General features: G+C 61.7%; 16 protein-coding genes. All 16 read left to right on the top strand.

Features of this window, described 5'->3' with window-relative positions; all coding sequences use genetic code 11:
• Positions 1-1933, top strand: a 1933-nt coding sequence (gene gspD, locus FD715_RS20255; protein ID WP_147114370.1) for a type II secretion system secretin GspD, incomplete at its 5' end; no start/stop codon positions are given.
• Positions 1923-3380, top strand: a complete 1458-nt coding sequence (locus FD715_RS20260) for a GspE/PulE family protein (RefSeq protein ID WP_223275003.1) — start codon at positions 1923-1925, stop codon at positions 3378-3380. The genes gspD and FD715_RS20260, both read left to right, overlap by 11 nt.
• Positions 3377-4594 carry a type II secretion system F family protein gene (locus FD715_RS20265; RefSeq protein ID WP_223275004.1) on the top strand — a complete coding sequence of 406 codons (1218 nt, stop codon included), beginning with the start codon at positions 3377-3379 and terminating at the stop codon, positions 4592-4594. Before FD715_RS20260 ends, FD715_RS20265 begins: the two co-directional genes overlap by 4 nt.
• Positions 4595-4863: 269 nt before the next feature.
• On the top strand, positions 4864-5256 hold the full coding sequence (locus FD715_RS20270; RefSeq protein ID WP_147114376.1) for a polyketide cyclase: 393 nt from the start codon (positions 4864-4866) through the stop codon (positions 5254-5256).
• Positions 5257-5404: 148 nt separating this feature from the next.
• On the top strand, positions 5405-5758 hold the full coding sequence (locus FD715_RS20275) for a YciI family protein (protein ID WP_147114378.1): 354 nt from the start codon (positions 5405-5407) through the stop codon (positions 5756-5758).
• Entirely contained in the window at positions 5755-6972 is a 1218-nt protein-coding gene (locus FD715_RS20280; RefSeq protein WP_223275005.1) for an RNA polymerase sigma factor, read from the top strand. Before FD715_RS20275 ends, FD715_RS20280 begins: the two co-directional genes overlap by 4 nt.
• 87 nt (positions 6973-7059) lie before the next feature.
• Positions 7060-7560: an SRPBCC family protein gene (locus FD715_RS20285; RefSeq protein ID WP_147114384.1), complete on the top strand. Its 501-nt coding sequence runs from the start codon at positions 7060-7062 to the stop codon at positions 7558-7560.
• Between the two features lie 312 nt (positions 7561-7872).
• Complete coding sequence (locus tag FD715_RS20290) at positions 7873-8430, top strand: DUF4255 domain-containing protein (protein WP_147114386.1); 558 nt, start codon at positions 7873-7875, stop codon at positions 8428-8430.
• Entirely contained in the window at positions 8427-9176 is a 750-nt protein-coding gene (locus tag FD715_RS20295) for a hypothetical protein (protein ID WP_147114389.1), read from the top strand. The genes FD715_RS20290 and FD715_RS20295 overlap by 4 nt, the downstream gene beginning before the upstream one ends.
• 13 nt (positions 9177-9189) lie before the next feature.
• A complete protein-coding gene (locus FD715_RS20300; protein ID WP_147114392.1) occupies positions 9190-10725 on the top strand; it encodes a phage tail sheath subtilisin-like domain-containing protein in 1536 nt (511 codons plus the stop codon).
• A 27-nt stretch (positions 10726-10752) separates the two neighbouring features.
• Entirely contained in the window at positions 10753-11184 is a 432-nt protein-coding gene (locus FD715_RS20305; RefSeq protein WP_223275006.1) for a phage tail protein, read from the top strand.
• A gap of 10 nt (positions 11185-11194) precedes the next feature.
• Positions 11195-11644, top strand: a complete 450-nt coding sequence (locus FD715_RS20310) for a phage tail protein (RefSeq protein WP_223275007.1) — start codon at positions 11195-11197, stop codon at positions 11642-11644.
• A 1-nt stretch (position 11645) separates the two neighbouring features.
• On the top strand, positions 11646-11816 hold the full coding sequence (locus FD715_RS22595) for a hypothetical protein (protein WP_189799574.1): 171 nt from the start codon (positions 11646-11648) through the stop codon (positions 11814-11816).
• A 1-nt stretch (position 11817) separates the two neighbouring features.
• Positions 11818-12525 carry a hypothetical protein gene (locus FD715_RS20315; protein WP_147114395.1) on the top strand — a complete coding sequence of 236 codons (708 nt, stop codon included), beginning with the start codon at positions 11818-11820 and terminating at the stop codon, positions 12523-12525.
• Between the two features lie 15 nt (positions 12526-12540).
• Positions 12541-14271, top strand: coding sequence for a phage baseplate assembly protein V (locus tag FD715_RS20320; protein WP_147114397.1), 1731 nt, complete (start codon positions 12541-12543; stop codon positions 14269-14271).
• Between the two features lie 11 nt (positions 14272-14282).
• A complete protein-coding gene (locus FD715_RS20325; RefSeq protein ID WP_147114400.1) occupies positions 14283-14582 on the top strand; it encodes a PAAR domain-containing protein in 300 nt (99 codons plus the stop codon).
• Positions 14583-14584 lie beyond the last annotated feature (2 nt).

Genomic DNA, 14584 nt, shown 5'->3' on the forward strand with positions numbered 1-14584 from the left:
GCGTGCGCTTGCGGGACTGATAGCATGCATGTGCACAGCAGCCCTGCTCGCAAGCAGTGCAAATGCCCAGGTACAGGTGGATTTGCGCGACGCAGACTTGCGCAGTTTTGTCGAAATCGTCTCCGAAGCGACTGGCCAGAACTTTGTCATCGACGAAGCGGTGCGCGGCACCGTCACCGTGTTGGCGCCACAAGACCTTGAGGCCGATGAACTCTATGCCGTTTTCCTGAATGTGCTGGAATTGAACCGCTTGACCATCGTCGAAGGCGTGGGCGCTGACCGTATCGTGCCGATCAATGTCGCGCGCGAACTGTCGACCGGTTCAACGCAAAACATCACCGGAAATTTCGAGACCCGCGTGATCGAAGTGCAAAACACCTCACTGGAAGAGATCATCGAAGTCGTCCGACCGCTCTTGCCCGCCGAAGCGGTGCTGACGCCGGTTCCCAGATCGAAGCTGCTGATCCTGTCGGACCGTGGCAACAATCATGCGCGCATCGCGCAACTCATCGAGCGGTTGGATCAACCCCGCGAACGCCCGATCGAGATGATACGGCTGCGCAACGCGGATGCGCGGGACGTGCTGGAGGTGATCCAATCCATGGACATCGTGCCGCCAGGCGCTGCCGTGTCCGTGGACGAGCGGTCGAATGCGCTGATCATTTCCGGCCCGCCGAACCTGCAGCAACAGCTTCGTGTTCTGGCTTCTCGTCTGGATACGCAGCGCAACAACATCGTCAGCACGGCCGTTGAACTGAACTATGCGGACGGTGCGGCCCTCGCGGACGTGGTTCTGCGCGCGATTGCCAATCAGACTGGCGACAATCCGGCGGACCAGAACACCATACGCATTATCCCCGAGGCGCAGACCAATACGCTCCTGATCACTGCGCCGCAGGACCGCGTAGATGACATCGTGAACATGATCCACTTCCTAGATCGGCGCCCGACCCAGGTGCTGGTCGAAGCCGTCATTTTCGAGATGTCGGTGGACGGTTTTGCCGATCTGTCCGCCCAGTTCGGCGCCATCCTGAACGACGCCATCATTGGCGGCGTTGAATTTACACTAACGGGGCGCCCCAGCCTGACAAACCTTGTCAGTTCGGTCCTTGATGGCGACATCGCGTCACCGGGCAATGGCGGGACGATTGGGGTAAGCGCACGCAGTCAGGGTGATGGCATCGTCGGACTGATCAGTGCCATTGCAAGCAGCAACTCGACGCGCTTGCTTAGCACGCCGTCCATCATGACCCTGAACAACCAGGAAGCGGAAATCATCGTGGCGCAAAACGTGCCGTTTGTGACAGGTTCGTTTTCGACGGTGGGCGACTCTGCGTTGCCGGACAATCCCTTTCAAACCATCGAACGGCAGGATGTCGGTTTGACCCTCAAGGTCGTGCCGCAGATCAACGCGGACGAAACCGTGAAGCTGTCGATTGAACAGGAAGTCTCGCGATTGACCAACGCGACCGCCTCCGCCGGGGGCGAGATCACGGCCCGCCGCGCGCTGACCACCAACGTGCTGGTGCACGACGGCAATGTGATCATGCTGGGCGGCCTCTTGGAAGACGGATCGGGGTCGGTGTCGCAAAAAGTGCCGGGATTGAGCGAGGTGCCATTGATCGGCGGGTTGTTCCGCGGCAAGAATTCGACCAAGAACCAGCGTGTTCTTCTGATCCTGCTCCGCCCACAAGTCGTCAAGTCCGAAGCCGAGGCGCAGCGTCTGACGCGTAAGCTGGCGCGCGAAGCAAAGGCCGCAAGCCTTGCCATCGCCCCCGTGAACGAGCAACAATTCCCCCGCACGAACATGGTTGGGCTGCCCTTTGACGGTGCCGACCTCAATCAGCCCTTTGACGCCGGATTTGTGGATGAAGTCGCCCAGCAACGCAATTTCCCACCCCTCCCCTCACGGCTCAGGTTTGGTGAAAACTAGGCTGCCCTTTGCCTTTGCGCGGGACCAGCAGGTCATTCTGGACGGTACACGATTGGTCATTGGGCCGCACGCCAGCACGATCGGTCTGCGCGAGGCGCAGCGGCGCCTCGGCTCGGGTCAGGCGCCCAGACCGCACGTCGTCGACCAGGACACGTTCGCGCTTGAACTGTCCCGGATCTATCAATCAGGCACCGACGATGAAGAGACATCGACCGATGCCCTTCTCTTCGATCTTGAGGACGGAACGGACGCTATCCGCCAGCGCGATCTGCTCGAGGACAGTTCAGAAGCGCCGGTGATCCAGCTAGTCAATCAGGTGCTGCGCCGGGCCGTCACATCAGGCGCGTCCGACCTGCACCTCGAACCGTCCGAAGACGGGTTGCGCATACGAATGCGCATTGATGGCTTCCTGCAACCTGTCATGCACAGATCGGATGTGCCGGTAAAACGCATTATCTCCCGGTTGAAGGTCATGGCCGGGCTCGACATTGCCGAAACACGTCTACCACAGGACGGACGTATTCCCCTGTCACTGGGCGGGCGCATGATTGACACGCGGGTGTCGTCCCTGCCCGGAAACTACGGCGAGCGGATTGTGCTGCGTATCCTCGACCGCTCCTCCGGTCTGCGCCCATTGGCTGACCTGGGGCTGTCGGACAGCCAGATCACCTTGCTGGAACGCATGGCGGCGATGCCCAACGGTATCATTCTGGCCACCGGGCCCACCGGGGCAGGCAAGACCACGACGCTTTATTCCCTGCTGCAGCTCGCCAATCATGATGAGCGCAACATTGTGACTGTCGAAGATCCGATAGAATACGACCTGCCGGGTGTGAGCCAATCACAGATCAATGCAGACATAGGCATGACATTTGCGGCAGGGCTGCGCGCGACTCTGCGCCAGGACCCGGATGTCATTCTGGTGGGCGAGATCCGGGACGCGGAAACGGCCACCGTCGCCAGTCAAGCTGCGCTAACCGGCCATTTGGTCCTGTCTTCCCTGCACGCGAATGGATCGGTGGGGGCCGTCGTGCGCTTGCGTGATCTGGGGTTGGACAACTTTCTGATCGCAGCCACGCTACGCGGTGTGATCGCGCAGCGGCTTTTGCGGCGCCTGTGCCCGGACTGCGCCTCACCGCGCCCACCGACCGACGAGGATGACGCCCATTTCCGGCGCCACGGCTTGACCATACCTGACGTCGTGTTTGACGCCGCAGGGTGCGCCGCCTGCAACGGGACTGGATATGCGGGCCGACTGGGCATCTTTGAAATGATCGAGATTGGCGATGCGTTGCGACAGGCAGTAGATCGTGGTGCAAACGAGACGGACCTGATGGCCCTCGCGCTTAACGAAACGGAAACCCTGATCGGTCAGGGCCTGCGAGAAGTGGCCGCCGGTCGCACCACGCTGGCCGAGACATTGCGCGTTGTCGGGGATGTCGCGTGAACGCGTACGGCTATACCGCCTTCACGCATGCGGGCAAACGGCGCAACGGCACCATCATTGCAGAGACCGAAGGCCACGCCGCCGCACAGCTTCAGGAACAAGGGCTGCATGTCTCACATCTGGAACTGCGCGGGGCGGGCGGCGACTGGCGGGCGGCCCTTGTGGGTCAGCGGACGGCCCGGCTCAGCGCCGACCTCCAAGCGGTGTTCACACGGCAAATGGCCGTTCTTCTCGGTGCAGAACTGCCGGTCGAGGCCGCCCTCGAAGCGGTCCGGGAAGGCGGGCAAGGAACGTTGGACACAGTGGCCGCCCGCGCCCGCGCGTCCCTGATGGATGGCGCACCCTTGTCCGAGGCACTGGCTCAATCCGGTGCCGGGTTTGCCCCCTATTTTACAGCAGCCGTGCATGCTGGTGAGACCGCTGGCGATTTGCCAACCGTCTTCGATGCACTCGCCGAATTCCTGGAAACCCGCGGCACAGACCGGGCACAGATCACCAGTGCGCTTATCTATCCCGGCTTTGTCGCCGCTGTGTCGATCCTTGTCTGCGGTATCCTGATGGTCAGCGTCGCACCGGAAATCGTCGCCATGTTTGAGGTCACCGGCAGACCATTGCCAGCGATCACGCAGAACGTGCTGGCGGTCAGCGACTGGATGCAGCGCAATGCGCTGGGGCTGGGTGCCTTTGGTCTGGCCGGTCTTTGCCTGATCATCGCCGCCGGGATCGTGCCCACACTGCGCAAGACACGCGACCGCTTGCTGTTGCGTGTGCCAGTGATCGGGCGCTTCATGCGGCTCGCTGCTGCGGTGCAATACCTACGCACGCTCGCACTGATCCTCGGCGCGAAGCATTCCGTTCTGTCCGCTGCGGAAAACGCGGCCAGTGTGCTGACCATCGACACGTTCCGAACAGAGGCGGATGCTGTGTGTGTCGCCATTCGCCAGGGCGAAACGCTGTCCAAAGCACTCGACCGGCTCAGCATCATTCCGTCGGTTGCGCGTCAGTTGATCCGCGCAGGCGAAGCCTCGGTCCGACTTGCCCGCATGACAGACCGCAGCGCCGTTCTGGTTGAAAACGGCCTGAGCATCGAGCGTAAACGTCTAACCACTCTTCTTGAACCGATCCTGATGATGATTGTGGGCGGCTTTGTCCTGATCATTGTTCTGTCCGTGTTGCTGCCGATCTTTGATCTGCAGGCGGTCGTGGCAGGCTGAACGCAGACCTCGAGCGGTATGGCGGCACAGCATCGGCACCAAGACGAGTTCCAGCGTAGTGCAAGGGCAAGCTTTGCACCCTTCGGGTAAAGTGAATTAATTCAATGCCTTAAGATTAAATGTAGCAAGCCATCTGCGCGCACTTGCCGTGGGCTGTCGAAATTTCTTTTGAATTTCGTCTTCCAGATGTCGATTGGCGTCTTCCCCGTTCGTCATTGAGATGAAGCGGCCAAAAAGCCCTTCGCCGACAAAGACGAGAGGACAGACCAATGGACGTCAAAACATACGCCATCTATACGGCTTGCGGCATCGCGGCCCTCGCTGTTACAACATTCGCACTCCCCGGCCACGTGAGTATTGAACGCAAGGCCGTGATGGATGTGGCACCGCAAGCCGTCCTTGACCTCGCGGCTTCCAACACGGGCTACCAGACCTTCAACCCGTACAAGGACCTTGATCCGGACCTGCAGGTCGACATGTTCGGTCCCGCCTCCGGCGTTGGCTCCGGCTTCACCTTTCAAAGTAAAGACGGCGCGGGCCAGCAGTCCGCGACATCCGTGGCGTCTGACCAAGTGATCTTTGCCCTTGATCTCGGCCCGCTGGGGCAGCCGACACAAGCGATCTCGGCGGTGCTGGCCAATGGTGCGACCGAGGTCACATGAAGGATGGACATGGATTTGGGCATCAACCCCGTCCTGCGGGTCATGGGCCTGTTCATGGACGGTATGATCGGGCCGAGCTTTGAACTTGGCCTTGCCAACATTGCTGACGTTGCGGCTTAATCTGAAACACCAACAAGGAATTAAAACAATGCGTTACACGTTTCTTCTTTATTCAAACCCCGCGGACTTTGCCCACATGACGCCTGAGGACTGGGCAGAATCCAAAGAGGTCTTTGGCAAATACATCGCCGCCCTTCAGGAGGCTGGCGTTTTTATCGACACTGATTGGCTGCACCCTGCGGATACGGCGACGACCATCACGCTCGCCGGTGGCGAAAAGCGGGTGCAGGACGGACCCTTTGCCGAGACCAAGGAAACGCTCGGTGGTTTCTTCGCTATCGAGCTCGAGAACTTGGATGAGGCGCTGGCATGGGCTGAAAAATGCCCCGCCGTGCACTATGGCAAGGTCGAAATTCGCGCGTCTGCCATGGACAGCGTGTGAACGGACCCGACGCACAGGCGCGGGCGGAGGATGTCGCCCGTGCCGCCTATGGCAAGCTTATTGCGATGCTGGCCAGCCGGACGGGCGACATCATCGCCGCCGAAGATGCGTTGGCCGATGCCTTTGTCGCGGCCCTGAAAACCTGGCCCGACCGGGGTATCCCCGACAAGCCCGAAGCCTGGCTGCTGACCGTGGCCAAAAATAAACGCACCGACCAGGCGCGCCGGGATGCGCGTTTGGTGATCACGGATGAGGCAAGCGACATGGCCGACGCACACGCCACCCAACCCGAAGAGGCGCAATTGGACGAAAGGCTGAAACTCCTTTTTGTCTGCGCCCATCCTGCCATTGATCAAACCATCCGCACGCCCCTCATGTTGCAGACGGTGCTGGGGCTGGAGGCGGAGCAGATCGCCAAGGCCTTTCTGCTGTCACCTGCGGCGATGGCGCAGCGCCTTGTGCGCGCCAAGAGGAAGATCAAGTCTGCCGGCATTCCCTTTGTCGTACCGGAACCGGAAGCGCTCCCCGAACGCATGGGCGCGGTGCTTGAGGCGGTCTACGGCGCCTATGCCGTGGACTGGCTGGACGGTGACGGCGATTTGAGCCATGAGGCGTTCTTTTTGTCGACTATCCTGGCCGAGCTTGCGCCGGACAATGCCGAGGCGTTGGGCCTCACGGCGCTGATCGGGTTTATCGAGGCCCGCCGCGATGCCCGCGTGCAGGACGGCGTTCTGGTCCCCGTGCCTGAACAGGATGTGACCCTTTGGGACGCGGCCCTGATCGACCGTTCCGCCAGCATTTTGACCCAGGCCTCACTGCAAGGGGCGTTGGGGCGGTTCCAGCTGGAAGCGGCAATCCAGGCGGTGCATGCCGCGCGGTCGGTGACGGGCAAGACCGAGTGGCGGGCGCTGTCGCAGCTGTATCACGGGCTGATGCAGAGCTATCCCTCCATCGGTGCCGCCGTCAGCCGCGCCGCCGTTGTCGCCGAGGACGCAGGCCCGGCAGAGGGGTTGAGGATGCTGGCCTTGATCGACTTTGACGGTGTGCAACACTACCAGCCGTTTCACGCCGTTCGGGCGCACTGTCTCGCAGAGTTAGGCCAGACAGCCGAGGCGGTGGTCGCCTACCGAACCGCCCTTTCCCTAAGTACCGACGCGCCGTCGCAAAGATGGCTGGAAAGAAAAATCGAGGCTCTGCGCAAAAAAATGTCGTGAGCTGTCGATTGGCGGCTTTGGTCTTCGTCGTGTGGGCGGAAGGGACCGAAAACCCTTCGTAACCTACAGTCCAGAGGGAATAGACCAATGACCATTGTTTACACTGTCCTGACCATCCTTGCCGCCGTCGCGTTGATTGCACTGCTCCTGCCGCGAAAGGTGGTTGTGTCCCGTCACGCGGATGTCGATCTGAGCGTCGAGGACGTGATCGCCCGCGTGGCCAGCACCGAAGGGTTCCAGACCTTCAACCCCTATCGCACCACAGACCCCGCGCTGAAGATTACGCCGTTCGGCCCGGCCGAAGGCATCGGTTCCGGGTTCCGCTTTGACGGCAAGGAGGGCAAGGGCACGCAAACCGTGACGGACGTGACGGCCACACGGGTCACGCACCTCATTGATCTGGGGGCCATGGGAAAACCGGTTCAAGTGATCGAAGCCAAGGCGACGGCATCGGGCACACGCGTGACGTGGACGGTGACCTCGGACCTGGGCTTCAACCCCGTGTTCCGCATCTTTGGCCTGTTCATGGACCGGATCCTGGGCAAAACCTATGAACGGGGCCTCAAAAACATCGCCGCGCTGACCTGACCGTGTTTCAGTGACCGGAGAAAAGCGGGCCGATTGGCCCCCTTTTTTGTGCCCACGCGCTCTTGGGCCATCGGTGTCATCGCGGCTGCGACCTCATGAAAATGTGATGTCTTACTGACCCTGTCGGCTAAAGTTTGCCGATGTCACATAACGTAGATTGACGCAACGTAAGCCATCAACCTAGCGTAGTGACCTCTGCTGAATTGGCGCTGCCTGCCTGAATTTTTCTAACCGGCGCCGGAATTGTACGTAATTTTTTCTGTTTTGTTTCTGATGCTTAGATAGCTCGGGAAAAGTTCATGGACATTGACCATGATTAATGAAGCGCTCGAATTTATCCGACGTGAGGTGCGGGACCACCTGAATGTGAGCGATGCCGAGGCGCAATTGGAAAGCGCGCGTGTGCTTGCTCAGGAGGGCACGGCCGAAGGGCTCGCCATCACGCTGATCAATGTCGAGGAAGAGCCAGCACTTCGAAATACCCCGAACACGATCATCGCAGACGGGCAGCCCGTCACGCGCAAGCCGTCGGCCTTCATGAACCTCTATCTGCTCTTTGCGTTCGACTTTCCGAACTACGGGATGAGCCTTCTCAACCTGTCCGAAACGATTGCGCTGTTTCAGGACAGGCGGATATTCACGGCCGCCGACGGCAGCGTCGACAACCCCTTTCCCGAACGCGCCGCCCAACTTGCCTTTGACCATCACAACATGAGCTTCGAGGCGCTGAACAACCTCTGGTCGATCATGGGCGGCACGCTGTTTCCCTGCGTGATCTACAAGGTCCGGCTTCTCGAAATCCGGCATGAGGCCGAGGAGTTGCCCGGCCCGCCCATCCGCACCATCGCCATGGACACGAGCGGCACATGAGTTTCGTGTGGCAGTATAACCGCTTCCTGCGCGTCGCCTTTGATGACGACAACGGCGATGCGGTCACCAGTCTTGTCTGCAAACCGACAGCGCCCACGCGAAAGATCATGGAAAACCATGCGCTGGTCTTTCGATCCGAGCCCGCCGGATTTTCAGTGTTCAGCCGCGCGTCCCCCGAGGCGGCGGATCCGTTGATTGCACCCATCAGTGACCGGATCAGGCTGAGCTTTGGCGTGGCCCTGCAGGACAGGCAGTTCTTCAGCCGCTATCATCCGGACCTGTCTGCCGCCGGGCGGCAGATTCTGCTGGAAAATCTCGATGCGGGCGGGGCCATCCGCCTGTCCGGTGCCCTGAGTGCTGGTGACACCGTCGAACAGACCGAACTGGTGCATGCAGGTCCGGCCAGCGCGTTCCCGGTCACCATTGATCTGACGGGCGGATCACCCGACCGGGTGCGCGCGCGCGACCGGTTCGACAATACCCAGTTGCTGGAACAACTGTTTTCGCCGCCGCCCGGTCCCAGCCTGCAAATGAACATCGACCTTCAGGCCCTGCCCCACCCGGCAGCGCGCCTGACAACCCCCGTCCCCGGTGCGCTCGATCAACAGATTTACGCCGACAATGAAATCGCACGGTCCGGTGTGCCCGTGATCCTCGATCTTTGGTGGGATCAGCGCCAGGACACCGTGCCCGTCCCCGCCGGTGCCGAGTTCACCGCAACATTTCGCAACCGCCTCGCCCCCTGACAGGAGAACCGCAATGAATGACCTTATGCTCTCGACGCCCGGCGTGGCGGTCTTGGAACAGTCAGCCTTCCCGCAGTCGATCGCCGGGGTTGCAACGGCCATTCCCGCCTTCATCGGCCCCGTGGAAAACCCCACCAGCCCGGACGGCACCACGTTGGTCGGCAACACCTGGCGCATCAGTTCGTTCGAGGACTTCAAGTTCCTGTTTGGCACCCCGACACCCAGCACCTTTCTGATCCATGTCGACAAGTTCGTCGATCAAGAAGGCGGTCTTCTGGGCACCGATGTCAGGTATGTGAACCAACCCGAACGTGTCCCGACGGGCGCGCGCCTGCTCTTCCACGGGATGGACCACTACTTTGCCAATGGCGGCGGCCCCTGCCATATCCGCCCGATTGATGCCGCAGCCACACAGCAGGATTACGTCGACGCCATCCGAGCGCTCGAAAGCATCGACGAGATCACGATCAACGTCATTCTGAATACCATAGGTGCGAATGCCGTGAACTATGGAGCCTTGGTCACGGCATCCCTGCAATCGTGCCGCCGGATGAAGGACCGCTTCACCATTGCAGACGTGTTCGAGGCGCGCCCCGGCGGGGCCGTCGACAATGCCAATCCCAGCCCAAGCCTCGCTGAGCTGGTCACGTCAGAGTTTCGCGACAACGTCACGACCGTCGCCGAGGACGAGTTGAAATACGGCGCCGCCTACATGCCTGACCTCAACACGACGATGCCGATCCTCTTTGACCCCGACACCGTCGACATTGATGACGCCTCGCAACTCATCACCGTCGATGCAGAAGGCAACGAGGATGGCGGCGCGGATCTGTTCAGCGGCGGCAACGACTTGCCCTTGTCAGACGGGTTTTTCCAGGGCGTTATCGACACCGTCACTCCAGCCAACAGCACCCCCGGCGAAAAGAACGTCGAGGCCGAGGTGCTCGCCCTTCTGGGCCGAACCTCCCTCATCATGCCCCCCTCGCCCGCCATGGCGGGTATCTATGCCCGAACGGACCGGCAGCGCGGGGTGCATGTCACCCCCGCCAATGTCGGTGTCAACAACATCACCGGACCGGCCCTTGCCATCACAGATGCCGAACAGGGCCTGCTGAACGTGGACCCCACGTCCGGCAAATCGGTGAACGCGATCCGCGCCTTTACCGGTCGCGGCACGTTGGTCTGGGGTGGGCGCACACTGGCGGGCAACAGCGGCGACTGGAAGTTCATCAACCGCCGCCGCACCGCGCTCTATCTGGAAGAAAGCATTGCAACCGCACTGGAGCAATTCGTCTTCCAACCCAACGAACCCAAGACATGGGTCCGCGCCAACCGGATGATTTCGGGCTTTCTGCTGAATGAATGGCGAGCAGGCACACTGACCGGCCCAACGGCCCCGGACGCCTTCGACGTCACCATCGGCCTGGGCACAACCATGACCCAGCAGGACATCATCGACGGGCTGATGCGCATCCTTGTGCGCGTCGCCATTCCGGGCCCGGCCGAGAAAATCATCCTGCAATTCACCCAGAAAGCACAAGCGGCCTGATCCGCCCGTTTTGAGAGGACCACAGCCATGATCGACTACCCACTGGCGAAGTATAATTTCGAGGTCGAAATGGACGGATTCACCCGTATCGGCTTTACCGAGGTCTCGGGCCTGGACATGGAAAATGAGGTCATCGAGTACCGCGAAGGTGCCTTTACATCGCCGTCCAAGATCGTGATGCCCGGCATGTTCAAATACAGTACCATCTCGTTCAAGCGGGGCATGGTACGGGGCGACAATGACATCCATGACTGGTTCCAGACCATTCTGGATCCCGCCAACCGACGCGACATCCAGGTTACCCTTCTTGATGAAGTCCGCGAGCCGGTCTTTGTCTGGGTCATCTCCAACGCATTTGTAACCAAGTGTTCGTCGACCGACCTCAAGGCCGAAGGCAACGAGATCGCGATTGAAACGATGGAAGTCCGCGGCGACTCCATCTCTGTCTCCGTACCCTGAGGCGACGGTCTTGGCCCTCGCGCACCCTTATAACCTGCCGCTCGCCTTCAATTTCCGGGTTGAGTTTGATCTGCCCGATGCCGGCGATCTGGACATCCGCTTTCGCGAGGTGTCGGGGCTGTCGATGGAACTGGAGCAGGAAACGATCACTGAAGGCGGCGAAAACCGTTTTGTCCACAAGGTGCCTGTGCGGGCAAGCTACCCGGACCTGATCCTGAAACGCGGCCTGATCGCGGAAAGCGCCGTGACAACCTGGATCCGCGACGCGGTACAAAGTTTTGTCATCCGCCCTGTCACCGTCACCGTGATCCTGCTGGACACGCAACTTGAGCCAGTGCGCAGTTTTTCGGTCATCAACGCATGGCCGAAAAAGTGGAACGTGTCGGATTTCAACGCGGAAACCAGCGACATCGTCGTTGAAACGCTGGAACTTGCCTACGCCCATTTTCAGGAGATCTGAGATGACGGTCAGCATCAATCTCATCGAATTCCGCGCCCGTCTCGAAGGCAGCCCGACACCCAAGCCGGAAAGTGAAATGTCCAAAACCGAAAAGGCGGCAGAGCGGGAAAAGATCATATCCGCCGCCGTCGCCGAAGCCATGGCCGTGATGCGGCGCCGGGAGGAGCGCTGACATGGCACCGGTCGACGGGACCTTGGTAAAGCTGATGATCGTGCCCTACGACACGTCCAAGGCCTTTGCCGACAGCCAGCCGTCCGGGCCGCCCTTTGTCGCGCAGATCAATCCGGCGGAATACACCGATGCGGTCCAGCTGCAGATGAATTCCGATGAAACGCCACAGGGCGCGGATGGCAACGAAGCCAAGGTCAAGGGGATCGAGCCGCGCTCGTTCACGCTGGAACTGAAGGAGGAAGGGTCCGGCGCCCTCGACGTCGATGGCCGCCACGGCAGCACGCCCAGTTCGGCCCAATCGCTTCAGGACCGCCTCAACGCCTTTCGCGAAACGGTCGGTTTTTCCGGTGAGGTCCACCGCCAGCGCTTCTTGCATCTGGTCTGGGGCACCCTTTCGGTCAGCTGCGCGCTCGAAAGCTATTCGGTGAACTACAAGCTGTTCGATCCGCAGGGCAATCCGCTGCGGGCCGACCTGAGCGCCACGTTTATCGAACACAAGGATCCCGAAGTTCAGGAGAAGGAGAAGAACCTCGCCAGCCCCGACATCACCCATGGCCGCCTGGTCCATGAAGGCGATACGCTGCCGAATGTTGTCTACGGGATCTATCGCGATCCCGGCAGGTATCTTGACGTGGCACGCGCCAACGGTCTGAACACGGTGCGCCAACTCGACAGCGGATCAGAACTGATCCTGCCGCCCGTGCGGTAGACTGGTGAGATAGCCATGCCCCTTGATCCAGAAACCAGCGCCGCCCTGACCACCGTGACCATCCGGTCAAACGGATCCGACATTCCCGGCACCTATGCGCTGTTGTCTCTCGAGGTGTCGCAGGTCTGTGGCTGCATCCCTTACGCCCAGCTGATTTTCCAGGACGGTGATCCGGCCAAGCAAGATTTCGAGATTGCCGCCGCACCTGAGTTCGTGCCCGGCGCCGAGATCGAGATCGACCTGGGCTACAACCGGCTCGAAGAGCTGGTATTTCGCGGCGTGGCCACGCGGCTGCGCGCCGACGCGCCTCTGCACGGCTCATCCCGCCTGCATGTCGAGGTCAAGCACCCCGCTTTTCGGATGCACCACGCCCGGCACTCGCGGGTCTGGTCCGATGTCACAGACGCCGAGGCCATCGGTGATCTCGCCGCCGCCCACGGGATCAGTTTTGACGGCTCATCCACCGCCAAACGGCCCCAGCTGGTCCAGCATCAGGCGACGGATTGGGATTTTGCCGTCCTGCGCGGGGAACGGATCGGCCAGTTGATGGTGGGGACTACGGATGGCCTCCGGCTCTTTGAACCCGATCTGGATGCGGAACCGGCGACCGAGGTCGAATACGGGCGGACCGTGTTCAGCGTGGATCTGGAACTCAACGCCGAGGGGCAGGCCGGTGCCATCACCGTCGGCAGTTGGAGCGCGGCAGACGCCGCAGTCCAGACCGCCGAAAGCGATGCCGGTGACGTGGCAGGACCCGGTGATCTGGACGGGTCCGCCCTGGGAGACGTCACCAACACCAAACCGAGGCCCCGCCACGGCGGCGACCGTGATCAGGCAGAGCTGGACGACTGGGCGCGTGCCGTCATGACACGCCGCCGCCTGTCAGCGGTCACCGGTGTGGTGCAGGTTCAGGGCTCGCATACCCTTGCCGTCGGCGACATGCTCACGCTCAAGGGGCTGGGCACCCGGTTCGACGGTGCGGGCTTTGTCTCGGGCCTGCGGCACATGCTGGTGCGGGGCGACTGGCGCAGCTTTGTCCAGATCGGGCTGGACCCGGCCTTTCACGACCAGCGCCACGACATCTGCGCACCACCCGCCGCGGGGCTGATCCCGGCCATCTCCGGCCTTCAGATCGGCATCGTCGAAGAGGTCCATGGCGACCCTTCTGGCGAAGACCGCGTGGCCGTGCGGCTGGTCACCGAAACCGAAACATCCGAACCCATCTGGGCCCGCCCGATGAGCATTGGCGGCGGGGCCGACCGGGGCTTTGCCATGCTGCCGGACCCCGGCAGCGAATGCCTTCTGGGCTTTCTCGACGGCGACCCCCGCGATCCCATTCTCATCGGTGGCCTGCACAGTTCCGCGGCGGGCTCCCCCCTGCCCGGCGCGGATGGCAACGACCTCAAGGGCATCGTGTCCCGCACAGGCACGCGGCTGGTCTTCGACGACGCTGGCCCCTCCTTCACGGTCGAAACGGCAGACGGCCGCTCGATCACGCTCTCCGACGCGGACGGCGTGATCACCCTGGCGGACAAGGCCGGAAACGAGGTCACGCTCAGCAGCCAGGGCATCGCGCTCAACAGCGCCTCCGACATCTCCCTCAGCGCCCAGGGCGACATCACGCTCGACGGCACCAACATCACCGGCTCTGCGAAAATCGGGGCGGAGTTGAAAGGCAACGCCTCCGCCACCCTGACAAGCAGCGGCTCGACCGTCGTCCGCGGCGCCACCGTGGACATCAACTAGGACCAAACGCCATGCCCCCCGCCGCCCGGATCACCGACTTTCACAGCTGCCCCCTGCAGACCCCCGCCGTCGTACCGGTGCCGCATGTGGGTGGCCCGATCGCCGGGCCGGGGGTGCCGACCGTCCGGATCGGGGGCATGGTCGCCGCGGTGGTGGGCGACACCGCAATCTGCGTCGGCCCGCCCGACGCCATCGCCAGCGGATCCACAACCGTGCGGATCGGAGGACGGCCCGCCGCACGGCAGGGCGACCCGACAATTCACGGTGGGCAAATCGCCGTCGGTCTGCCCACCGTCCAGATCGGAGGATGAAG

Origin of the sequence: Tateyamaria sp. syn59 (genome assembly GCF_007995245.1) — a bacterium.
Taxonomy (GTDB): Bacteria; Pseudomonadota; Alphaproteobacteria; order Rhodobacterales; family Rhodobacteraceae; genus Tateyamaria.

Excerpts from the sequence above, each read along its gene's own strand:
- FD715_RS20315 (WP_147114395.1), top strand. The coding sequence starts at position 11,818 with ATGGCACCGGTCGACGGGACCTTGGTAAAGCTGATGATCGTGCCCTAC.
- FD715_RS20270 (WP_147114376.1), top strand. The coding sequence starts at position 4,864 with ATGGACGTCAAAACATACGCCATCTATACGGCTTGCGGCATCGCGGCC.
- FD715_RS20325 (WP_147114400.1), top strand. The coding sequence starts at position 14,283 with ATGCCCCCCGCCGCCCGGATCACCGACTTTCACAGCTGCCCCCTGCAG.
- FD715_RS20275 (WP_147114378.1), top strand. The coding sequence starts at position 5,405 with ATGCGTTACACGTTTCTTCTTTATTCAAACCCCGCGGACTTTGCCCAC.
- FD715_RS20290 (WP_147114386.1), top strand. The coding sequence starts at position 7,873 with ATGATTAATGAAGCGCTCGAATTTATCCGACGTGAGGTGCGGGACCAC.
- FD715_RS20320 (WP_147114397.1), top strand. The coding sequence starts at position 12,541 with ATGCCCCTTGATCCAGAAACCAGCGCCGCCCTGACCACCGTGACCATC.
- FD715_RS20305 (WP_223275006.1), top strand. The coding sequence starts at position 10,753 with ATGATCGACTACCCACTGGCGAAGTATAATTTCGAGGTCGAAATGGAC.
- FD715_RS22595 (WP_189799574.1), top strand. The coding sequence starts at position 11,646 with ATGACGGTCAGCATCAATCTCATCGAATTCCGCGCCCGTCTCGAAGGC.
- FD715_RS20295 (WP_147114389.1), top strand. The coding sequence starts at position 8,427 with ATGAGTTTCGTGTGGCAGTATAACCGCTTCCTGCGCGTCGCCTTTGAT.
- FD715_RS20300 (WP_147114392.1), top strand. The coding sequence starts at position 9,190 with ATGAATGACCTTATGCTCTCGACGCCCGGCGTGGCGGTCTTGGAACAG.
- FD715_RS20285 (WP_147114384.1), top strand. The coding sequence starts at position 7,060 with ATGACCATTGTTTACACTGTCCTGACCATCCTTGCCGCCGTCGCGTTG.